The sequence below is a fragment of the Aquimarina hainanensis genome (assembly GCF_042684685.1).
GTDB lineage: Bacteria > Bacteroidota > Bacteroidia > Flavobacteriales > Flavobacteriaceae > Aquimarina > Aquimarina hainanensis.
Genome location: NZ_JBHULX010000048.1, coordinates 345,148 through 364,819, shown reverse-complemented (window position 1 = coordinate 364,819; position 19,672 = coordinate 345,148). Strand labels below are relative to the sequence as shown.

Annotated in this window: 21 protein-coding genes; 13 read left to right on the top strand and 8 right to left on the bottom strand. The window is 35.9% G+C overall.

Annotated features, from left to right (window positions below; translation table 11 throughout):
* Positions 1-11: 11 nt before the first annotated feature.
* The 3 genes from ACFSTE_RS22695 to dnaA all read right to left on the bottom strand — a co-directional run bounded on the left by ACFSTE_RS22695 (position 12) and on the right by dnaA (position 2,775).
* Positions 12-743: an SAM-dependent methyltransferase gene (locus tag ACFSTE_RS22695; protein ID WP_176026877.1), complete on the bottom strand. Its 732-nt coding sequence runs from the start codon at positions 741-743 to the stop codon at positions 12-14.
* A 134-nt stretch (positions 744-877) separates the two neighbouring features.
* Positions 878-1,333 carry a low molecular weight protein-tyrosine-phosphatase gene (locus tag ACFSTE_RS22690; protein WP_378253850.1) on the bottom strand — a complete coding sequence of 152 codons (456 nt, stop codon included), beginning with the start codon at positions 1,331-1,333 and terminating at the stop codon, positions 878-880.
* Between the two features lie 14 nt (positions 1,334-1,347).
* Entirely contained in the window at positions 1,348-2,775 is a 1,428-nt protein-coding gene (gene dnaA, locus ACFSTE_RS22685) for a chromosomal replication initiator protein DnaA (protein WP_176026875.1), read from the bottom strand.
* 198 nt (positions 2,776-2,973) lie between these two features.
* Here dnaA and ACFSTE_RS22680 point away from each other — a divergent pair, with 198 nt between their 5' ends.
* Complete coding sequence (locus tag ACFSTE_RS22680) at positions 2,974-3,378, top strand: acyl-CoA thioesterase (RefSeq protein ID WP_176030998.1); 405 nt, start codon at positions 2,974-2,976, stop codon at positions 3,376-3,378.
* Here the strand turns inward: ACFSTE_RS22680 and ACFSTE_RS22675 are convergent.
* Genes ACFSTE_RS22675 through ACFSTE_RS22655 form a run of 5 tightly spaced genes read right to left on the bottom strand, consistent with a single transcriptional unit; the run spans position 3,375 to position 6,972 of the window.
* Positions 3,375-3,989, bottom strand: a complete 615-nt coding sequence (locus tag ACFSTE_RS22675; RefSeq protein WP_176030997.1) for an IMPACT family protein — start codon at positions 3,987-3,989, stop codon at positions 3,375-3,377. The two genes, ACFSTE_RS22680 and ACFSTE_RS22675, sit on opposite strands and share 4 nt — an antisense overlap.
* Positions 3,990-4,000: 11 nt before the next feature.
* Positions 4,001-4,870 carry a DMT family transporter gene (locus ACFSTE_RS22670; RefSeq protein WP_176030996.1) on the bottom strand — a complete coding sequence of 290 codons (870 nt, stop codon included), beginning with the start codon at positions 4,868-4,870 and terminating at the stop codon, positions 4,001-4,003.
* Positions 4,867-5,475 carry an HAD family hydrolase gene (locus tag ACFSTE_RS22665; RefSeq protein ID WP_378253853.1) on the bottom strand — a complete coding sequence of 203 codons (609 nt, stop codon included), beginning with the start codon at positions 5,473-5,475 and terminating at the stop codon, positions 4,867-4,869. Before ACFSTE_RS22665 ends, ACFSTE_RS22670 begins: the two co-directional genes overlap by 4 nt.
* The gene (ribD, locus tag ACFSTE_RS22660) at positions 5,468-6,511 is read right to left on the bottom strand and encodes a bifunctional diaminohydroxyphosphoribosylaminopyrimidine deaminase/5-amino-6-(5-phosphoribosylamino)uracil reductase RibD (protein ID WP_378253855.1); all 1,044 of its coding nucleotides are present in this window, start codon (positions 6,509-6,511) and stop codon (positions 5,468-5,470) included. Before ribD ends, ACFSTE_RS22665 begins: the two co-directional genes overlap by 8 nt.
* Positions 6,511-6,972 carry a hypothetical protein gene (locus ACFSTE_RS22655; protein ID WP_378253857.1) on the bottom strand — a complete coding sequence of 154 codons (462 nt, stop codon included), beginning with the start codon at positions 6,970-6,972 and terminating at the stop codon, positions 6,511-6,513. The genes ribD and ACFSTE_RS22655 overlap by 1 nt, the downstream gene beginning before the upstream one ends.
* A 138-nt stretch (positions 6,973-7,110) precedes the next feature.
* On the opposite strand from ACFSTE_RS22655, the gene ACFSTE_RS22650 reads away from it, so the two are divergent.
* From ACFSTE_RS22650 to porD, 12 genes are all read left to right on the top strand, one after another.
* Entirely contained in the window at positions 7,111-7,596 is a 486-nt protein-coding gene (locus ACFSTE_RS22650; protein ID WP_176030993.1) for a GNAT family N-acetyltransferase, read from the top strand.
* 34 nt (positions 7,597-7,630) lie between these two features.
* On the top strand, positions 7,631-8,488 hold the full coding sequence (gene prmC, locus ACFSTE_RS22645) for a peptide chain release factor N(5)-glutamine methyltransferase (RefSeq protein WP_378253859.1): 858 nt from the start codon (positions 7,631-7,633) through the stop codon (positions 8,486-8,488).
* Between the two features lie 10 nt (positions 8,489-8,498).
* Positions 8,499-9,059: an LOG family protein gene (locus ACFSTE_RS22640; RefSeq protein WP_176030991.1), complete on the top strand. Its 561-nt coding sequence runs from the start codon at positions 8,499-8,501 to the stop codon at positions 9,057-9,059.
* A 45-nt stretch (positions 9,060-9,104) separates the two neighbouring features.
* A complete protein-coding gene (gene ligA / locus ACFSTE_RS22635; RefSeq protein WP_378253861.1) occupies positions 9,105-11,093 on the top strand; it encodes an NAD-dependent DNA ligase LigA in 1,989 nt (662 codons plus the stop codon).
* Between the two features lie 31 nt (positions 11,094-11,124).
* Entirely contained in the window at positions 11,125-13,851 is a 2,727-nt protein-coding gene (locus tag ACFSTE_RS22630) for a DEAD/DEAH box helicase (RefSeq protein ID WP_378253863.1), read from the top strand.
* A gap of 85 nt (positions 13,852-13,936) precedes the next feature.
* Complete coding sequence (locus ACFSTE_RS22625) at positions 13,937-14,461, top strand: DUF6913 domain-containing protein (RefSeq protein ID WP_378253865.1); 525 nt, start codon at positions 13,937-13,939, stop codon at positions 14,459-14,461.
* 2 nt (positions 14,462-14,463) lie between these two features.
* Positions 14,464-15,336, top strand: a complete 873-nt coding sequence (gene dapA, locus ACFSTE_RS22620; protein ID WP_176030988.1) for a 4-hydroxy-tetrahydrodipicolinate synthase — start codon at positions 14,464-14,466, stop codon at positions 15,334-15,336.
* A gap of 9 nt (positions 15,337-15,345) precedes the next feature.
* On the top strand, positions 15,346-16,272 hold the full coding sequence (locus ACFSTE_RS22615) for an ion channel (protein ID WP_378253867.1): 927 nt from the start codon (positions 15,346-15,348) through the stop codon (positions 16,270-16,272).
* 109 nt (positions 16,273-16,381) lie between these two features.
* Positions 16,382-17,179, top strand: coding sequence for an outer membrane protein assembly factor BamD (locus ACFSTE_RS22610; protein WP_176030986.1), 798 nt, complete (start codon positions 16,382-16,384; stop codon positions 17,177-17,179).
* Positions 17,180-17,190: 11 nt separating this feature from the next.
* Positions 17,191-17,523, top strand: a complete 333-nt coding sequence (locus ACFSTE_RS22605) for a DNA-directed RNA polymerase subunit omega (RefSeq protein ID WP_176030985.1) — start codon at positions 17,191-17,193, stop codon at positions 17,521-17,523.
* An 8-nt stretch (positions 17,524-17,531) separates the two neighbouring features.
* Positions 17,532-18,743, top strand: coding sequence for a bifunctional phosphopantothenoylcysteine decarboxylase/phosphopantothenate--cysteine ligase CoaBC (coaBC, locus tag ACFSTE_RS22600; RefSeq protein ID WP_378253869.1), 1,212 nt, complete (start codon positions 17,532-17,534; stop codon positions 18,741-18,743).
* Entirely contained in the window at positions 18,736-19,623 is an 888-nt protein-coding gene (porD, locus tag ACFSTE_RS22595; protein WP_176030983.1) for a type IX secretion system protein PorD, read from the top strand. Before coaBC ends, porD begins: the two co-directional genes overlap by 8 nt.
* The last annotated feature ends 49 nt before the right edge of the window (positions 19,624-19,672 follow it).

Genomic DNA, 19,672 nt, shown 5'->3' with positions numbered 1-19,672 from the left:
ATAGAGAGCGTTTAATAGTCTCTTTGTATAATAAAGATGGTAGGTTTTTTATGAAGATCTACCTTTTCTTTTTGCCAATCTTTGATCGTTTTAGTAAGAATCAGTTCAGAGGTAAGTGTTATGTCACAGGCGACACATAATCTGGTGGTTGGATGTAGTATGCTTTTTAAATCTTCGAGCATTTTGTCATTTCTGTATGGGGTTTCTATAAAGATTTGTGCTTGTTGTTTTTCTAAAGAAGTTTTTTCCAGTTGCTTGATGGTGGTTTTTCTTTCATTTTTATCAATGGGTAAATAGCCGTTAAAAGTGAAATTTTGTCCATTCATTCCGCTACTCATCATAGCTAGTAATATAGAGGAAGGACCAACAAGTGGAGTAACTTTTATTCCTTTTTCATGTGCTAATCGTACAATCTCAGCCCCAGGGTCGGCAATTCCGGGGCAGCCGGCATCGGATAATAGTCCAATTGACTGTCCGTTTAGACAGGGGTTTAGGTAACTGGGGATTTCTGAACTATCTGTGTATTTGTTTACAGATTGTATAATTAAGTTTTTTTGAGATTTGCTGGGGCTTATTTTTTTTATAAAACGCCTAGCGGGTTTTTCGTTTTCAACAATATAGTGGTTTACTTGTTCAAGAACCTTTTTAATAGAGATAGGTAGTACTTCTAAAGGGACGTCATCTCCAAGTCTTGTTGGGATTAGGTATAAGGTTCCTTTGGTGTTTATAGGGGTGAACTCCATATGAAATAGTTGTTGAGGGCTATGATTGGTTAATGTGATATGTTTTGTAGTTGATTTAGGGGTAGTGGATCTAAAATGTTTTTGAGAAAATTAATGTTTCTTTAGTTGAAATAATTCTAAATATACAAAAACTTTTACTTTTTCAAACGATGTGCAATGATGTCGCAAGCGTCATTAAGCATATTAAAAACATCTTCGAACCCCTGAGTTCCTCCGTAATATGGATCAGGAACACCTAAGTTTTTATTAGGATGGGATTCGTTAAGAATTAATTTAACCTTGTCTTTATTGTCAGGAGAGGACAGTTTGAGAATGTTGTCATAATTGCTTTGATCCATAGCGTATATGATATCATAAGTATCGAGATGCATTTTTGTTAGTTGTGCAGCTCTTTGATTTGAGATATCGATATGATTTACGGAGGCAATTTCTATGGATCTGAGGTCGGGCTTTTCTCCTATATGATGGCTACTGGTTCCGCAGGAATCTATAATAAATTCTTCAGGTGGTAGTTTAGATTGTAGGATACCTTCTGCCAGAGGAGATCTGCAGATGTTCCCTAAGCATACCATTAGAATTTTAGTAGCCATAGCTTGAAATAAGATTATAGGGTTAGTTTTTTACCTAGATCTTCAACATATTTTCTGAACTGTTTATCGGTGGAAGATAGGTTGTCGACTGTTTTACAGGCGTGTAAAACAGTTGCGTGATCTCTTTTTCCGATTTGAGTGCCAATACTAGCTAAAGAAGCTTTTGTGAGTTTTTTAGCAAAAAACATAGCCAATTGCCTCGCTTGCACAATATGTCTTTTTCGGGTCTTTGATTGTAGTGTTTCTACGTCCATCTGGAAATAGTCACTTACTACTTTTTGGATGTAATCAATAGATACTTCCTTCTTGGTGTTTTTTACGTAATTGTCTACAATAGCTTTGGCTAGGTCTATTGTGATATCTTTCTTGTTGAAAGAGGAGTGAGCGATTAATGAAATAATTGCTCCTTCTAATTCACGTATGTTGGTCTTGATGTTATTCGCTAGAAATTCTACGATATCTTCAGGCATCTCTACACCGTCTCTATATAATTTATTTTTGATAATAGAGACTCTTGTTTCGAAATCTGGTTGGTGTAATTCTGCGGATAATCCCCATTTGAATCGGGATAATAATCTCTGTTCAATATCCTGCATATCTACCGGTGCTTTGTCACTGGTAAGAATAACCTGTTTCCCATTTTGGTGTAAGTGGTTAAAGATATGGAAGAATACATCTTGGGTACCTGCTTTACCAGATAGTAATTGAATATCATCAACAATCAGAACATCGATAATCTGGTAAAAGTGAATAAAATCATTTCGATTGTTCTTTTTTACAGATTCGATATATTGTTGGGTGAATTTCTCTGCAGATATATATAGTACTGTTTTTTCTGGGTAGTTATCTTTTATGTTGACACCAATAGCGTGTGCTAAGTGTGTTTTTCCAAGACCAACACCTCCGAAAATTAAAAGAGGGTTGAAAGAGGTTCCTCCGGGTTTGTTAGCAACCGCCATACTCGCAGAACGTGCGAGTCTGTTAGAGTCTCCTTCCAGGAAATTTTCGAAATTATAACTGGGGTTTAGTTGAGATTCTATTTTTACATTTCTAATTCCCGGAATGATAAAAGGATTTTTTAATTCCGGATTTTTGCTTTTAATAGGAACATCAACTTCCTGAGGGCTAACTGCTGTTCGGTTAGCACTTGGAATTTTTTCGGTAAATGGTTTTTTGTTGCCATAAGTGTTTTCCATTTTTATGACATATACCAATTTAGCGTTTTCTCCTAGTTCTCTGGTAAGAGAAACCTTTAATAAGTTTACATAGTGTTCTTCGAGCCATTCGTAAAAGAATTTACTAGGGACCTGGACACTTAATGCACTATCGGTTAATTTGACCGCTTTGATGGGTTCAAACCAAGTTTTAAAAGCTTGCGGTGTTATGTTATCTTCTATAAAAGATAGACAATTATCCCAAACTGATTGCGCAGTGATATTCATTCTAAAGGTCTGGTTTTCTGTTTTTTTACTAGGTCGTTAAATGAGAAAATATTTAATAAACCCCTTCTTCTTTTGTTTGACAAATATGTGAACAAAAAATGTAAAAAAAAAACGAATCGAGTGTTGAATTTTAAATATTTTTTTCGCATAATTCGCAAATTTCAACATTATCGTTGTTTACATTTTAACTATTTTTTTATGTCACTTATCACAGAAACTTTACTAAAGGTACGATACGCAGAAACAGATCAAATGGGTGTTGTTCACCATTCTAATTATATTAAATATATTGAAGTAGCCAGAGTTGATTGGTTATCAGCTACAGGAACTTCATATAGGGCTATGGAAGAAAGTGGCATCATGATGCCAGTTATTTCCTTAGATATTAAATATAAGAAATCTGCATACTTTGACGATCAGTTAGTTATCAAAACAAAGTTAAGGAAAATTCCTACGGTTAAAATTATTTTTGATTATGAAATCTATAATGAAAATCAAGAATTGTTAACAATTGCATCAACAACATTGGCTTTTATGGATAGTGAAACACGAAAACCCATCGCCTGTCCCCCTTACTTATTAGAGAAGATGAAATGTTCTTAATCGTCTAATAGTTTAATTTCTATACCGTATAACGAGGAGAATAGCTCATTTATTTTATGAGCTATTTTTTTTCTTACACTAATAAAAACCCGGCAATTGAGTTCTAGTTTTTGGGATGTGATAGTTAATTGATGCTCTTTAATGATGCGCATGACTTTATTCATGTCTTTGTATTCGAATATAATCTCAAAAGCGATATTAATTGTCTTTTCTTCAATCACAGCATTTTCGAGAGCGAGTTGAGCAGCAGTTCTATAAGCATTGATCAATCCACCGACTCCCAGTTTAACACCTCCAAAATATCGAACGACTACAATAAGTACATTCGTGAGGTCAAAAGATTGTATCTGACCATAAATAGGCTGCCCGGCAGAGTTGGATGGTTCGCCATCATCATTAGCGCGATAGCGTTTGTTTTCTGTACCTAATTGCCATGCATAACACCAGTGTCTGGCAGCGTGATGTTGTTTTTTTAGTTTTTCGAGCAGGAGTTTTATGTCATTTTCATTTGAAAGAGGAAACGCATATCCATAAAATTTACTGTTTTTGTCTTTGAAAAGAACCTCTTCAGTAGGAGAGCAAATTGTTTTGTATGTATCGTTGTTTTCCAAAATAAGTAAGATTAAAAAGAAAAGCTAACTAAAAATATACTGAGTATGGCTAGTAAAATGCCAATCCAGTTTTTTAGGAGTAGTTGTTCTCTAAATATAAGGATGCCAGCAAGTGTTGAAGTTATTAATATAGAAACATTGTTAATCGTAAATACGGTAGAGCTGTCCATAAGCTCATGCCTAAGTGCCAAAATTAGAAAATAAACAGAAAAATAATTAGGAATGCCTAAAGAAATTCCTGCGATAATATTTTTGAATGAAATGCTTTCTTTTTTGATAATGCTATTGTATAATAAAAGGAAGATTCCAAGAATTCCTGCGGCAGCAAAAATAGTAGCAGGAAAGATGGAGGCATCTTCAGGTTTTACAAAATGAAAATCGATAAACTTAATAGAGGTATCAATAAGTCCACTACCAATAAAAACTAATAATGGATAGATAAAGCTGCTTGTATTTGTTGTGGTTTGCGATGTCTTTTTGGAAGAAGCGAGGAAAACAGCAATCAGGGCAATGAGTATTCCGGTTATTTTTAAGGTGTTTGTGTGTTCTTTGTAGTAGAGAATACCAAATAAGATTGGAATAATCATACTCATTTTGCTGGCGACAGCAACAACTGAAATTCCATTTCGCTGTGCAGTAATGGCTATCAGGCTAAAGATGCTGATGAAAACTGCCCCTAGGATAAGGGACCATATAAACCAGGGTTGAGAAATGAGTGTTGGGATACTGATGTTACCGGTATGAAAAAAAAATCCGAATAAAGCAGCTACAATATAGTTAGTGACAATAGCCTGAGATGTATTGACTTTATACAAAGAAAAAGTTTTGAAAAGTATAAAGATAATTGTAGTGGCTAAAATGCTGAGTAATAAATAGGTCAAAACAAATCAGATTTTGTAGCAAATAAAGTAGTGATATCTTCTTTTTTGGGGTCGATATTCCAGGTATGGATTCCCAGGGAAGCAGCAGTGTTAATATGCTCCTTAGTGTCATCAATAAAAATAGTTTCGTCAGGGAGTATCTGATTTTTGCTGAGAACAAAATTAAAGATATCAGCTGTTGGTTTTCTCAGATTGATTTCATGTGATAGGTAAAATTGATCAAAACAAGACTTGAATGCTTGATAGTGTGAAATGTTCTTTTTTATCCAGTCAATGTGTAATTCATTTGTGTTGCTCAGGAGGATGAGTTTGTATTGTTTGGAAATGGCAAGTTGCTGGAGGAAATTGAGCCTGTGGGTAGGGAAATCAAGTAAGATAGCATTCCATGCGTCTTTAATTAGAAATGAGGTAAGTTCAGGGTATATAGTAGAATAATGAGTAAAGAATTCCTCTGTGGTAATCATTCCGGTTTCATAAAGCTCGTTGATCTGTGTAATAAATGCCTGAGAAGAGGAAGTTTTTAGTTTAGAAAAAGCATCTGCTGTAGCAGTTTTATCCAGGTTGATGAATACGTCACCAAAATCAAATATAATTGTTTTAATCATTTTTGTGAATGTGTAAAAAGTCGTTTTTAATATTGGTTATCGTTACAGGGGAAGTCGAAAGCTTAGGGGCTTTGACTCCTTCTCTGAAAAAAGCATTGCCTTTAAAAACCCGGGCTTCATCCCATATATCAGTGTCGATAAATTGTTGTAGCGTATAACTACCTCCTTCTATAATTAGTGATTGAATGTCTTTTTCGTATAGGAAATCACAGATGCCTTGTATTAATTGATCTGTTTGGGTAGTACAATAAATGAGATTGGCTTGGTTTTTTTTCTGGAATTTTTTGTTTGATATAATAATTGTTTCGGTGGTTTGATCCAGTACAGCAGAATTACTGAGTTCTTTATCAGTAGAAGCAATAATGATGCGTAATGGGTTTGTTCCGTACCAGTCTCTGGCGGTAAGTTTAGGATTGTCTTTTATGACGGTTTTACTGCCAATAAGAATAGCCTGTTCTTCAGTTCGCCATTTATGAACAAGTTGACGAGAATTTTTATCGGTAATCCACACAGGTTTTCTTTCAGAAGAATTCATGGGGGCAATATATCCATCCTGGGTTTCTGCCCATTTTAATATAATATATGGGCGCTTTTTTGTGTGAAAAGTAAAAAAGCGTTTGTTGAGTTCATGGCAAGCCTCTTCCAATACGCCAACAGTTACGTGGCAACCAGCATTTTTGAGCTTTTTAATCCCTCTTCCGGCAACTTTAGAAAAAGGGTCTATAGTGCCGATAACAACATTCTTGATTCCTTTTTCGATGATAAGGTCACTACATGGAGGTGTTTTTCCATGATGGCTGCAGGGCTCTAAGCTTACATATATAGTAGCTTCAGGAAGTATGGAATGATCCTTTACTGAACGAATAGCGTTTACTTCTGCATGGGGTTGTCCGGCTTTGTGATGCCAGCCTTCGCCAATAATTTTTTGGTTGTGAACAATAACAGCACCAACCATAGGATTGGGATAAGTGGTTCCTAGTCCGTTTTTAGCTAATTGGATGCAGCGGCGAATATAGAGTTGGTGTATAGGGTTCACTATTTTATTTTTATTTTTTGAGAAGTGTTGATGTGATATGGGTATGAAAAATCATGCAAATGATATCTGATTTTACCATCGTATTCTATCGTTAGGGAGTCCGTTGTGGCAATTGATAAAATACTGTTTAGGATTCCTTTTTTGTTGTTTTTGTAGATTTTTGAGAGTGGAAATGTTCCGGTTAATGGAATAGTGAAAGACTCTTTTTTAGGAACGTTAAACTCTTTAGAAGAAATAACACCTATATCCACGTTGTCTACTAAGATATGAAGGTCTTCAATTGATAGCTTTCCAGATAGGTTATTAGGGTTATCAAAAATAGCATCAGCATGAATGGTTACTTCGGTTAGGCTTGCTTTTTTTATGTCGATGTTATTCAGGCTTTTGAAGATTGGTTTCTCCGGGGAGGAACATCTGATGGAAATGAAAAATATTGTTAATAATAATAGTATCTTGTTCATTGGTTTCTGGATGGAATTACTGTATATTTCGTTGATTATTTTATGATATAATGCTACTGTTTCTTTTTAGTTTGCTAAAAAGAGGTTAAGGAGTTTTGTCGATTAAGAAGGTTAACGCAAAAGTAATTAATATTAGCAATGAGTACAATTAAAATTCGCCCTATAGAGTTAAATGACAATAAAGCATTGGCAGCTATAATACGAGAGGTGCTTGTAGAGATGGGAGTGCCTAAGGTGGGGACAGCTTATGAAGATAAAGCATTGGATATGATGTATGAAACATATAATGAAAGCCGGGGAGCGTATTTTGTAGTAGAATGTGATGGAAGTGTATTAGGAGGAGCAGGAATCGCTCCATTAGAAAATGGAGAAGAGGACGTTTGTGAACTTCAGAAAATGTATGTTTCTTCAAAAATGAGAGGGAAAGGAGTTGGAAGACAATTAATGGAGATATGCCTGTCCAAAGCAAAAGAAGAGGGGTTTGAATCTTGTTATTTAGAAACAATGCCTTATATGGAATCTGCTAAAAAATTATATGGAAAAGTTGGTTTTGAACCCTTGGAAAAACCAATGGGAGACACCGGACATTATAATTGCCAGGAGTGGATGATTAAAAAGTTATAGAAAATAAGAGTTGTACACATTAAAAAGGAAACGGTTGATTTTAAAAGAAGCTAAAGCGTATTTTTTAACAAGCTTATCAGAGCAATATGGAAGGGAAGAAACCTTGTCTTTTTTTTATTTGATAACAGATCATCTCCTTGGGATGAGTAGGGTTCAAGTGGCATTGGAATTACAAAAAAAGCTTACAATTCCTCAAAAGACAATGTTTACAGCAGCGGTATCACAGTTAGAAAAAGAAGTTCCTGTACAATATATTATTGGGAGTACTAATTTTTATGGATTGGATTTTCAGGTGAGTGAACAAGTGTTAATTCCGAGACCTGAAACGGAAGAGTTAGTGCATTGGATTATAGAAGATTGCAAGAATAGAAAAAAAGAAAAGAAAATACGAATTCTCGATGTAGGAACTGGTAGTGGGTGTATTGCAATAACATTAGCTAAACATATTCCTAATGCTACAGTAGAAGCAATAGATGTGTCAGAAGGAGCGATTGAAGTAGCACAAAAAAATGCGAAGCAGCATGGAGTAGCGATACGGTTTATTAATCAGGATATATTGACGGTAGCATCTTTAGACCAACGATATGATATTATTGTATCAAATCCTCCTTATGTACGAGAAATGGAAAAAAAAGAAATGAAGGGGAATGTGTTGAAGTACGAGCCTCATACGGCGCTATTTGTTTCGGATAATCGAGCATTGGTTTTTTATGAAAAAATAGCAGCATTGGCAACTCAGAGTTTAGAAGAAAGTGGTAATTTATATTTTGAGATTAATCAATATTTAGGGCAGGAGATGAAAGATATGATTTTGGGTAAAGGGTTTGATGTGGTGGAGTTAAGAAAAGATTTTTTTGGAAACGAACGAATGATTAAGGCATTTAGAAAGTAAAATTAATTTGATGAAAAAAATAGAAGCAGTAGCGGTTTTTTGTGGAAGTAGTACAGGGAAAGAAGAACAGTATGTTACCACAGCAAAACAATTAGGAGAACGCATTGCAAAAGAAGGGATAACCTTGGTGTATGGAGGAGCAGAAATAGGAGTTATGGGGGCTGTAGCAAATGGCGTATTATCGCTTGATGGAGAAGTAGTGGGGGTTATTCCTCAATTTCTGAAATCCAAAGAAATTGTGCATCCGGAGTTGACCAGATTGTATACCACAGAAAATATGCACCAAAGAAAAGAAAAACTGCAGGAGTTGAGTGATGGGTTTATCGTCTTGCCGGGAGGTTTTGGGACACTGGAAGAGCTATTCGAGGTAATTAGCTGGGCACAGTTAAAATTGCATAGCAAACCAATAGGTTTACTGAATATAGATGGCTTTTATAATCATTTGTTGAAACTGATGGAAGATATGATGGCAAAAGGTTTCTTACGAAAAGAAGGCTATGATTTATTGTTGGTTGATGATACCGTGGAGGGACTTCTGAGAAAAATGCAGGATTTTAATAGTGTAAAATAATTAAAGGTAAGAGAAAAGTTAGAGAAAATACCATATGTATTGGATATGAATATAGAAGATAAAATAATCCAACTGAGAGAAGAATTGAGACAGCACAATTATAATTATTATGTGTTGGATAAGCCAACCATAAGTGATTATGATTTTGACCATTTGCTGAAGGAGTTGCAAAAACTGGAAGAAAAACATCCGGAGTATTACGATGCGAATTCGCCGACCTTGAGGGTGGGAGGAGAAGTGACAAAAAATTTTGCAACCATAGTTCATGAACAGCGAATGTATTCATTGGATAATTCATATTCCAAGGAAGATTTACTGGATTGGGAAACAAGAATTAAAAAGTTGGTAGATGGAGAGGTGCAATACACATGTGAGTTGAAATATGATGGAGCTTCTATTAATCTTACATATGAAGAAGGTGCTTTGGTAAGAGCTGTTACCAGAGGTGATGGGATTCAGGGAGATGATGTGACAACCAATGTCAAGACAATAAAGTCTGTTCCTTTAAAATTGAAAGGAGATTATCCTTCTAAATTTGATATAAGAGGAGAAATTGTACTTCCATATGAAGGATTTCGTAAAATGAATGAAGAACGGTTGGCTGCGGGAGAAGAGCCTTATGCGAACCCTAGGAATACTGCTTCAGGGAGTTTAAAGCTTCAGGATAGTAGTGAAGTAGCAAAACGTCCTTTGGATTGTTTGTTGTATAATCTGGTGGGAGATAGAATTCAGATTGTGTCACAATATGAATCTCTGGAGAAAGCCAGGGCATGGGGTTTTAAGGTGCCGGGAGAATCACGTCTGGCAAAATCAATAGATGAAGTCTTGGAGTTTGTTAACTATTGGGATGAACATAGAAAGGACTTGCCGTATGAAACCGATGGGGTGGTAGTGAAGGTAAATAATTTGCAACAGCAAGAAGAATTAGGATTTACTTCAAAAGCCCCTAGATGGGCAATGGCTTATAAATTCAAGGCAGAGCAAGTGGCTACTGTACTGAAAGAGATAACATATCAGGTGGGAAGAACTGGAGCAATTACTCCTGTTGCTAATTTGGAACCGGTACAATTAGCCGGAACTGTTGTAAAAAGAGCCTCTCTCCATAATGCAGATCAAATTGCAAAATTAGATGTTAGGGAAGGAGATACTGTATTTGTAGAAAAAGGAGGAGAGATCATTCCAAAAATAGTAGGGGTAGATATAACTAAAAGAGAAAATACCTCCCCAACAGTATATATATCAGTTTGCCCGGAATGTCAGACAGCATTGATACGGAAAGAAGGAGAAGCACAACATTACTGTCCAAATGACTTAGGGTGTTTTCCTCAGGTGGTAGGAAGAATACAGCATTTTATTGCTAGAAAGGCAATGGATATAGAGGGACTCGGAGGAGAAACGGTTGCTTTATTAGTCAAAGAGAACTTGATTACAAATTATGCAGATTTATATGATCTGAAAAAAGAACAAGTGATTCCGTTGGAGCGTATGGCAGAAAAGAGTGCAGATAACCTTATTAATGGAATTTTGAAATCAAAAGAAATACCTTTCGAGCGGGTGTTATTTGCATTAGGCATTCGTTATGTGGGAGAAACGGTAGCTAAAAAACTGGCAAAGCATTATAAAAATATAGATGCAATTATAGCGGCTACAGAAGAAGAGCTGGTTAATGTAGAGGAAATAGGAATAAAAATAGCACAAAGTGTTCAGGAGTTTTTTAGTGTCGAGGCACATAAGGAACTAATACAACGATTAAAAAATGCCGGAGTACAGTTAGAAATTTCTGCGGAGAAACTTGCCGGGCAGACAGAGGTGTTAAGTGGGAAAGTTTTTGTGGTATCAGGAGTGTTCGAAAAAGTATCGAGAAATGAACTAAAAAAACTGATAGAAAACAACGGAGGAAAAGTATCCAGTTCAATTTCTTCTAAGACGTCTTATGTGGTGGCAGGAGCTAATATGGGACCTAGTAAGTTAGAAAAAGCAACCAAGTTGGGAGTTGCTATTATAAGTGAAGATGATTTCTTGGCAATGGTGTAGGGAGAAGAAGAAGGGTAAAAGCATGTAATAATTGGATATACAGAAGTTAATTAAGTACTTTTCGGATTGTTATAAAGCCGATAATAGAGAATTTAGTATTGTTAATTTCTTTTCGGCTAAATATGAAAATCACTGGATACAGGAAGCAGAAGAGGAATTGATTAATGGGAAGTATCCGCGGCAATATATTCCAGAAGAACAAGGGGAAGAGATTTCCAAAAACCTGCAATTGTATAAGCGAGATAAGCAATTGTATTATTGTACAATGTTTATTGTGGGAAGGAAAAAACTGTTTAATAAAAAAACAGTTCGCGTGTGCGCGCCCTTGTTTTATTATCCTGCCACAATAATTCGGGAAGGAGAAACGTATTATGTTTCGTTGGAGATAGCAGAAAGAGAAGTGAACTACGGTTTTTTGAAAACACTGGAAATGTCATTGCCTTTTGAGGATTTTCGGGCTCATTTTACGCAGTTGTTGGAAGAAAATCTTGTAGAGTATTCTTTCTTGATGAAGGTAAAACGACTTTTTGAACGATATGTGGAGGGGCTTCATTTTTCAGACGATATTACACTGTTTCCTAAGCTGAGAAAAGGGAAAGAGCTTCGGAAAGTTTATAATGATAAGGAGGTGGAATTCGGGGTGTTTAGATTGGTTTCTGCTTCTGGATTGATGGTGTCTAGCAAAGCAAATAATATGCAAGGGGTGGTTAATGAATTAGAACGGTTATGTGAAGAAGTGTCGTATTCTACTGCTGTTGAAGCGTATTTTGGGCAAGAAAAATACCTGGGAGATGCGATTTATAAACCAGGTGTTCAACCTTTTATTTTAAACCATGCACAGCAGCAGATAGTTAAATCCGCGTATGAATTAAAAAAATCAGTTTTTATAGGTCCTCCGGGAACTGGAAAAAGTTATACAGTAGCAGCTATAGCAATAGATTACCTCAGTAAAGGGAAAAGCGTATTGGTTGCAGCAAGAACTGAAGAAGCTTTGCAGGTAGTATCAGATAAATTAGCCTCTTTTTCTGTAGGGAGATTCCGAATGAAAGTTGGGGGTAGCCGATATAAAATTTCATTAATAGCAAGTTTAGAACGCTATTTGTATAAGTTTAATACATTGCCTTATATACGAGAAATTGATAAAGATCATACGGGCTTGGAGTTTGTATATGAGGAATTGAAAAGAATAGAGAAAGCGTTTGAAGCTGTAGAGGAAAAAAGCAGGAAATTAACCCAGACTATTCTGAGGAAACCGGGAGTGGTGAGAACAGTAAAGATGAAATGGGTGACGCTTTTTAAAACCTGGCAACAAGAAGAGTGGAGGTTGTTGGATTTGTATGTGAAATATCTCAATAAAGGAATTCAAGATACCAATAAAAAAATGATGGGACAGGTTTTGGGTAAGATCAGAGCCAGTGTCAGAGAAAATAGAAAAGAACTTCAGCGTTTGGTGAGTATGTTGAGGAATACAGATAAGTCGACAAAATTATCAGAGTTAGAACTTTTTGATTTTAAGGTTGTTCTGGATGCATTGCCTGTTTGGTTGGTGAAAATAGATGAAGTGTCAGAGGTTTTCCCTTTGCAAAAAGAGCTTTTTGATGTGTTGGTGATAGATGAAGCAACCCAATGTGATATTGCCGGAGTTCTGCCATTGTTGCAGCGGGCAAAAAAAGTAGTTGTTACAGGGGATCCTAAGCAGTTGCGGCATATGTGTTTTTTGTCTAAGCAACAGATGAAATTGTTGAGTGTAAAGAATGAGTTACCATGGGAAGAGAAATATAACTACCGGGAACGAAGTTTGCTTGATTTTGTGTTAGAAGGAACTAGTAAGGTGGAGCAGGTAAATCTATTGGATGAGCATTATAGGTCATTACCGGATATCATTGGATTTAGCAATCAAAAATTTTATGATGATGCCTTGACAATTATGCATGATTTGCCTAAGAATAAAGGCAGGCAATCCGTGTTTGTGCATCGCGTTCAGGGAAAAAGAAATACCAAAGGAGTTAATGAGAAAGAAGCAGAAGAAATAGTATTGTATATTCAGGAGGTGATCAGAAAAGAAGAAAAGTTGTCCAAAACTGCTGCGACTTCTATCGGTGTGATTACGCCGTTTAAAGATCAGATAACCTATATTGGTAAACTGGTAAAAAAAGAAATTTCTTTACAGGCGATGAATAAACATGCTATTCGGTTAGGGACTCCGTATTCTTTTCAGGGGGACGAAAGAGATATCATGTTGATTTCTATGACGGTTGATAATGATAGTCATCATAGCTCGTATAGTTATTTGAATAAAGAAGATATGTTTAATGTTATGGTTACTAGAGCCAGGAATAAACAAGAGATATATCTTTCGGTAGATGAAAATAGTTTATCAGAACATTCTTTGTTGAGGACCTATTTGGATTGGTTTGTAGGAGTGGAGAAATTAGGAGAAGAAGAAACAGGGAATAAATATTTTGATGATTTTGCAACACAGGTACAGGCATTTGTTATGCAGGAAAATCCGGATTCGCAATGTTTTATTGGGTATGAATTGTCCGGGCTGGTTATTGATGTGTTGATAGAGAAAAATAACAAATACTTAGGAATTGACTTAATAGGTTTTCCGGGAGATTTTGAGAAAACATTCTCTATGGAACGTTGCAGAGTACTACATCGGGTTGGTATAGAGGTGGTTCCGTTAAGTTATGTAACCTGGTATTTTGATGAACAGATAAAAAATGAATTGAGTATAAAGATAGAAAATCTGTAAACCTAAAATATCATTATTTCTTTATTGATAAGGGGATGTTTTTAAAATGTAAAATAGCTACATTTGTGAACTAATTTTTTTGTGAATGATTTTAAAAGGTCTTAAACGCAAAGCACTTAAAAAGGGCATTGAAACCAGTCTTAGTAAACGGGGAACTACTACTATGAATGTTTCTCATCTCAAAACACTGGCAGTACTTATAGATGCTTCTCAATCTGTAAATGTATTGTCATTGCTGAAGTTGGCTAATGAGCTGGGGGTGAAATCAGAACGACTCAAGGTGATGGGGTTCAAGGAAGATCAGAAAGAGATCAGTGATGATAAAGATGCTGCTTATTATAACGAACGTTGTTTTGCGGCTAATGGCAGTGTTAAAAGTACTTCACTCAAAGAATTTATACATACAGATTACGACGTTCTGATCAATTTTTATGCAGAGGATAAGTTAGAGCTCAATTACGTAGCTTCAGCTTCTCGGGCAAAATTTAAAGTTGGTTTTGCAGAAGTCGATAATCGAATTAATGATTTAGTGATCGGTTCGGCAATGGATGATACCAATCTTTTTATCGCCGAATTAAAAAAATATTTAAAAGTTTTAGACATAATTTAGCTATGAATGAGTTTTTAAGAGGGACAGGAGTTGCTTTGGTTACCCCGTTTAAAAATGATGGTACAATAGACTATGATGGAGTAACATCATTAGTGGAATTTTGTATCAAAGGAAAAATAGAATACCTGGTAGTTCTGGGGACTACTGCAGAATCAGCTACATTGACGAAATCGGAAAAGAAAGCGTTAGTAGCTCATATCGTACAGGTGAATAAGAAACGATTGCCATTGGTTATAGGTATAGGAGGAAATAATACACAAGCAGTTATTGATGAAATAGATAGTACAGATCTCAGCGATTTTGCTGCCGTATTATCTGTTGTGCCTATGTATAATAAACCAAGTCAGGAAGGTATTTATCAGCATTATAAGAAAATTCAGGACCATGCTCCGATTCCTGTGTTATTGTACAATGTGCCATCGCGAACAGCGATTAATATGACAGCAGAAACTACCTTGAGATTGGCACAGTTGGATAATGTTATAGGGGTAAAAGAAGCTGTTGGTGATTTTACACAGGTATTGCAGATTATTAAAGAGAGACCAGAAGGGTTTTTGGTACTGTCAGGGGATGATGCTTTAGCATTACCAGCTGTTGCAGCAGGAGGAGATGGAGTAATTAGTGTAATAGGGCAGGGGTTTCCGGATGAATTCTCAGAGATGATTCGATTAGGATTAGCAGGAGAAACACAGAAAGCCTTCTCAGAGTTGTATAAGCTCTTACCAGCGGTTGATCATGCATTTGCAGAAGGGAATCCGGCGGGAATAAAACATATGCTTAAAACAAAAGGAGTTTGTGGAGATGCAGTAAGATTGCCTTTGATTAATGTATCTGATGAGCTGGCAGAAAAGATAGAAAACTTTATAGCTAATTAATGTATAAAAATGGCTAAAAGAATAAAAGATCCCGGTGTTGGAACTTCTTCCGATAAAAAAGCCAAACGGTTTATTAGTTTGGATGGGTCTTTTAATATAAAACATATAAACAAACCAAAATCACTATCCGCTAGCTATTCTTATCTGATAGAAGTTAGTTGGGTAGTGTTTTTTTTATGGGTGTTATTAGGGTATATTTTAGTCAATACTTTTTTTGCAGGGATATACCTTATGATTGGGATGTCCCATATTACAGCACCTACAGGAAGTGTTTTCTATGATTTTCTGAATGCGTTCTTTTTCTCTGCTCAAACTATTACTACGGTAGGATATGGAGGAATGTCTCCTCAGGGCGTTCTCTTTGGGGTGGTGTCTTCTCTGGAAGCACTTGTGGGATTGTTGAGCTTTTCCTTTGTTACAGGATTGCTATATGGAAGGTTTTCAAAACCAAGAGCTAATATTCGATTTAGTGATGTGCTCGTGCTTCGGAAACATAAAGGAATCGACAGCCTGATGTTTAGACTGATGAGTAGAAATACCAATGTTATGATTCGTCCTCATATAGAGGTAACGCTGACATTGTCTACAGAAAATGAAGAAAACAAGTATGTGAATAATTTCTATCAACTAAAACTGGAAAGAAGTGCAATAACGTACTTGCCGACCACCTGGACTGTGGTACATCCGATAAATGATAAAAGTCCATTGATAGATTATAGAAGAGAAGAGTTGTCCAAACTGCATGGAGAAATTCTCATTTTGGTAAGTTATTACGATGAGTCTTTTGCACAAGAAGTACATCAGGTGCACTCATATATGCTGGAAGATATGAGGATGGATCATATATTTGAAAAAGCATTTTATCACGAAGAAGAAGGGTATACGGTTTTAGATCACAATAAGTTGAATAGAACATACCCGGATACAAGAAAGTGAAAATAAAAAGAAGTGCAACACTGTTATTATTTTATAGTTATTGAATAGGTAAATTAAAGTTTTTGTAATACCGCAGAAATAGCTATTTTTGCAAGATGTTTTTTAACTTATGAAGAGATTATTCTATTTACTGATATGCGTATTGCCTTTTGGGGCATGTAGTGAATATCAGAAAGTTCTCAAAAGTGAGGATGTATCCCTTAAATATAATATGGCAGAAGAGCTGTATAAAGAAGGTAAATATCAGAAAGCTTTACGTCTTTTTGAACAGGTAGTGCCGAAATACAGAGGAAAACCACAGGCAGAGAGAATAATGTATCACTATGCTAATACCTATTATCAGTTAAAGGATTATTATGTAGCGAGTTATCAGTTTGATCGTTTTGTTACGTCATATCCTAAAAGCGAAAAGAAAGAAGAAGCACAGTTTAAAGCAGCAGAAAGTTATTATCATTTATCTCCCAGATACTCATTGGACCAGGAAGATACAGATAAAGCCGTAGAGAAGCTGCAAGGGTATATTAATACATATGCAGAAGAAGGAAAGCATTTAGAATCTGCGAATAAAATGGTGATTGATCTCAGAACGAAGAAAGAGCGTAAAGCATATGAGATCGCCAAGCAATTTCATCATAGAGAAGATTATAAAGTAGCAATTAATGCGTTTGATATGTACCTGGTGGATTACCCGGGTTCAGCATTTAGAGAAAAAGCATTATATTACAAGCTTGAGTCGCAATATTTACTGGCGATAGGAAGTTATGACTTCCTTGTTAAGGATCGATTAGAACAAGCCGAAGAGTATTACCGACTTTATAAAAAATACTATAAGACAGAAGGAGAGCATCTGGAAGATGCGAATGAAATAGCAGAAGATATAAAACTAAGACTAGAAAAAAGAAACTAAAATAGGCGAAGATGGATTTGAAAAAAAGCAATGCACCTGTTAATACAACAACAATAGACAAAAACTTGTTAGATCAGGAAACAGGGAATATATACGAAGCAATATCTATCATTTCTAAAAGAGCAAACCAAATCAATGTTGGGATAAAGAAAGAGCTTTTAGAAAAATTAGACGAGTTTGCTACGTATAATGACAGCTTGGAAGAAGTATTCGAAAACAAAGAACAAATAGAAGTTTCTAAATTTTACGAAAGATTACCAAAACCACATGCACTTGCAGCACAAGAGTGGTTAGAAGGTAAAATTTACTACAGAAACACAAAAGAAGATTCAGAATCTTTATAATCTAAACAATGTCTGTACTCAGCGGTAAAAGAATAGTATTAGGTGTTACCGCAGGCATTGCCGCATATAAAACTGCTACCTTAGTTCGGTTATGTATTAAAGCCGGTGCTGAGGTAAAGGTGGTTATGACCCCGGGTGCCAAAGATTTTGTAACACCCCTAACACTCTCTACATTATCTAAAAATCCGGTACAATCTACTTTTTATGATAAGGATAACGAAAATGAACTCTGGAATAATCATGTAGAGCTAGGATTATGGGCAGATTTGATGGTGATTGCTCCGGCAACAGCAAATACCTTGTCTAAAATGGCGTCGGGAACCTGTGATAATTTATTGCTGGCAACCTACCTTTCTGCAAAATGTCCGGTTTATTTCGCTCCAGCAATGGATCTGGACATGTATAAGCATCCCAGTACAGAACAAACACTGGATACCTTGCAGTCATATGGTAATATCATGATTCCGGCAGAATCAGGAGAATTAGCTAGCGGATTAGTAGGTAAGGGAAGAATGGCAGAGCCCGAACATATTGTTGCTTTTATAGAAGCAGATATAGAAGGAAAACTTCCCATGCGGGGAGTAAAGGTATTAATTACCGGAGGTCCCACTTATGAAGCAATAGATCCGGTGCGATTTATAGGGAATCATTCCAGCGGAAGAATGGGAATTGAGTTGGCCACATATGCCGCAAGCAAGGGAGCAGAAGTAACATTGGTATTAGGGCCCTCTTCGATTCCAGTCAGTCAGTCAGGAATCACTGTAGTTCCGGTTATGAGTGCTCAGCAAATGTATGAAGAGGTAGAAAGCCGATTTCATCAAGTAGATATAGCAATTGCATCTGCTGCGGTAGCTGATTACAGACCTAAAACAGTATCTGCTCAAAAAATTAAAAAAACAGCAGGTGATTTTGTGATTGAGTTGGAACGAACAACTGATATTCTCAAATGGATGGGAAGTGTGAAAACACATCAGTTTTTAGTAGGTTTTGCATTAGAGACGAATAATGAAGAAGAAAATGCCAAACGAAAGCTGCAAACAAAGAACCTGGACCTGATTGTTCTGAATTCTATGAATGATAAAGGGGCAGGTTTTAAAGGGAAAACGAATAAAGTAAGTCTTATTAATCATAAATTAGAGATTAAAGCGTTTGAACTTAAAACCAAGGCAGCAGTTGCTGAGGATATATTTAATGAAATTAATCAGCTTAGAGATGTATAAAAGAATTCTATTCGTTGTTTTTTTGTTTAATATGGCTGTTCAGGCTCAGGAATTTAATGCCCGAGTCGTTGTTAATGCAGAGCAAACAGGGCAACCGAATCTACAGGTGTTTAAAACCTTGGAGCGTTCGATGACTGAGTTTGTAAATAATAATAAATGGACAGATAAAGAATTTAGAACAGAAGAACGAATCGAATGTACTTTTTTTATCAATATCAGTAGCTACGATAATGATAATTTTTCGGCAACCTTACAAGTACAGGCATCCAGACCTGTATTTGGTTCTGGTTATGCTACAACTATTTTTAATGTCAATGATAAACAATTTAATTTTAATTATCTGGAATTTCAGCCGCTGAACTTTAACCCTAATGGTTTTGAATCAAACCTGATTTCCGTAGTTTCTTTTTATTTATATACGATTTTAGGAGTAGATGCAGATACATTCGAATTAAATGGAGGAACTCCTTATTATCAGCAAGCCAAAACGATTGTAGGAAATGCACAGGGGAGTAACACGCTGGGATGGAATCTTCAGGATGGAGATAGAACACGATTTAAATTAAATGACGACTTGCTTTCAGGAACCTATGACGGATACAGAAAAGCAATGTATAGCTATCATAGAGAAGGCTTGGATGTGATGAATACCAATGTAAAAGAAGGAAAAAAAGTTATAGTAGAATCAATGAAGTCTATAGAAGAGATGCATAATGTAAGACCTAATTCTTATATGATGAGAGTCTTTTTTGATGCCAAAGCAGATGAGATATCGAGTATTTTTTCAGGCGGTCCTTCTATTGATATTGCCTCAACGATCACTTTGCTAAACAGGGTGGCTCCTACCTATTCAGACAATTGGAAAAAGATTAAATTTTAGCCATTTCTTTTTTTTGAAAGTTTTTTAAAACAATGGTATCTTTGGATTC

Excerpts from the sequence above, each read along its gene's own strand:
- ACFSTE_RS22695 (WP_176026877.1), bottom strand. The coding sequence starts at position 743 with ATGGAGTTCACCCCTATAAACACCAAAGGAACCTTATACCTAATCCCA.
- ACFSTE_RS22690 (WP_378253850.1), bottom strand. The coding sequence starts at position 1,333 with ATGGCTACTAAAATTCTAATGGTATGCTTAGGGAACATCTGCAGATCT.
- dnaA (WP_176026875.1), bottom strand. The coding sequence starts at position 2,775 with ATGAATATCACTGCGCAATCAGTTTGGGATAATTGTCTATCTTTTATA.
- ACFSTE_RS22680 (WP_176030998.1), top strand. The coding sequence starts at position 2,974 with ATGTCACTTATCACAGAAACTTTACTAAAGGTACGATACGCAGAAACA.
- ACFSTE_RS22665 (WP_378253853.1), bottom strand. The coding sequence starts at position 5,475 with ATGATTAAAACAATTATATTTGATTTTGGTGACGTATTCATCAACCTG.
- ACFSTE_RS22655 (WP_378253857.1), bottom strand. The coding sequence starts at position 6,972 with ATGAACAAGATACTATTATTATTAACAATATTTTTCATTTCCATCAGA.
- ACFSTE_RS22650 (WP_176030993.1), top strand. The coding sequence starts at position 7,111 with ATGAGTACAATTAAAATTCGCCCTATAGAGTTAAATGACAATAAAGCA.
- ACFSTE_RS22640 (WP_176030991.1), top strand. The coding sequence starts at position 8,499 with ATGAAAAAAATAGAAGCAGTAGCGGTTTTTTGTGGAAGTAGTACAGGG.
- ligA (WP_378253861.1), top strand. The coding sequence starts at position 9,105 with ATGAATATAGAAGATAAAATAATCCAACTGAGAGAAGAATTGAGACAG.
- ACFSTE_RS22625 (WP_378253865.1), top strand. The coding sequence starts at position 13,937 with ATGATTTTAAAAGGTCTTAAACGCAAAGCACTTAAAAAGGGCATTGAA.
- dapA (WP_176030988.1), top strand. The coding sequence starts at position 14,464 with ATGAATGAGTTTTTAAGAGGGACAGGAGTTGCTTTGGTTACCCCGTTT.
- ACFSTE_RS22615 (WP_378253867.1), top strand. The coding sequence starts at position 15,346 with ATGGCTAAAAGAATAAAAGATCCCGGTGTTGGAACTTCTTCCGATAAA.
- ACFSTE_RS22610 (WP_176030986.1), top strand. The coding sequence starts at position 16,382 with ATGAAGAGATTATTCTATTTACTGATATGCGTATTGCCTTTTGGGGCA.
- ACFSTE_RS22605 (WP_176030985.1), top strand. The coding sequence starts at position 17,191 with ATGGATTTGAAAAAAAGCAATGCACCTGTTAATACAACAACAATAGAC.
- coaBC (WP_378253869.1), top strand. The coding sequence starts at position 17,532 with ATGTCTGTACTCAGCGGTAAAAGAATAGTATTAGGTGTTACCGCAGGC.
- porD (WP_176030983.1), top strand. The coding sequence starts at position 18,736 with ATGTATAAAAGAATTCTATTCGTTGTTTTTTTGTTTAATATGGCTGTT.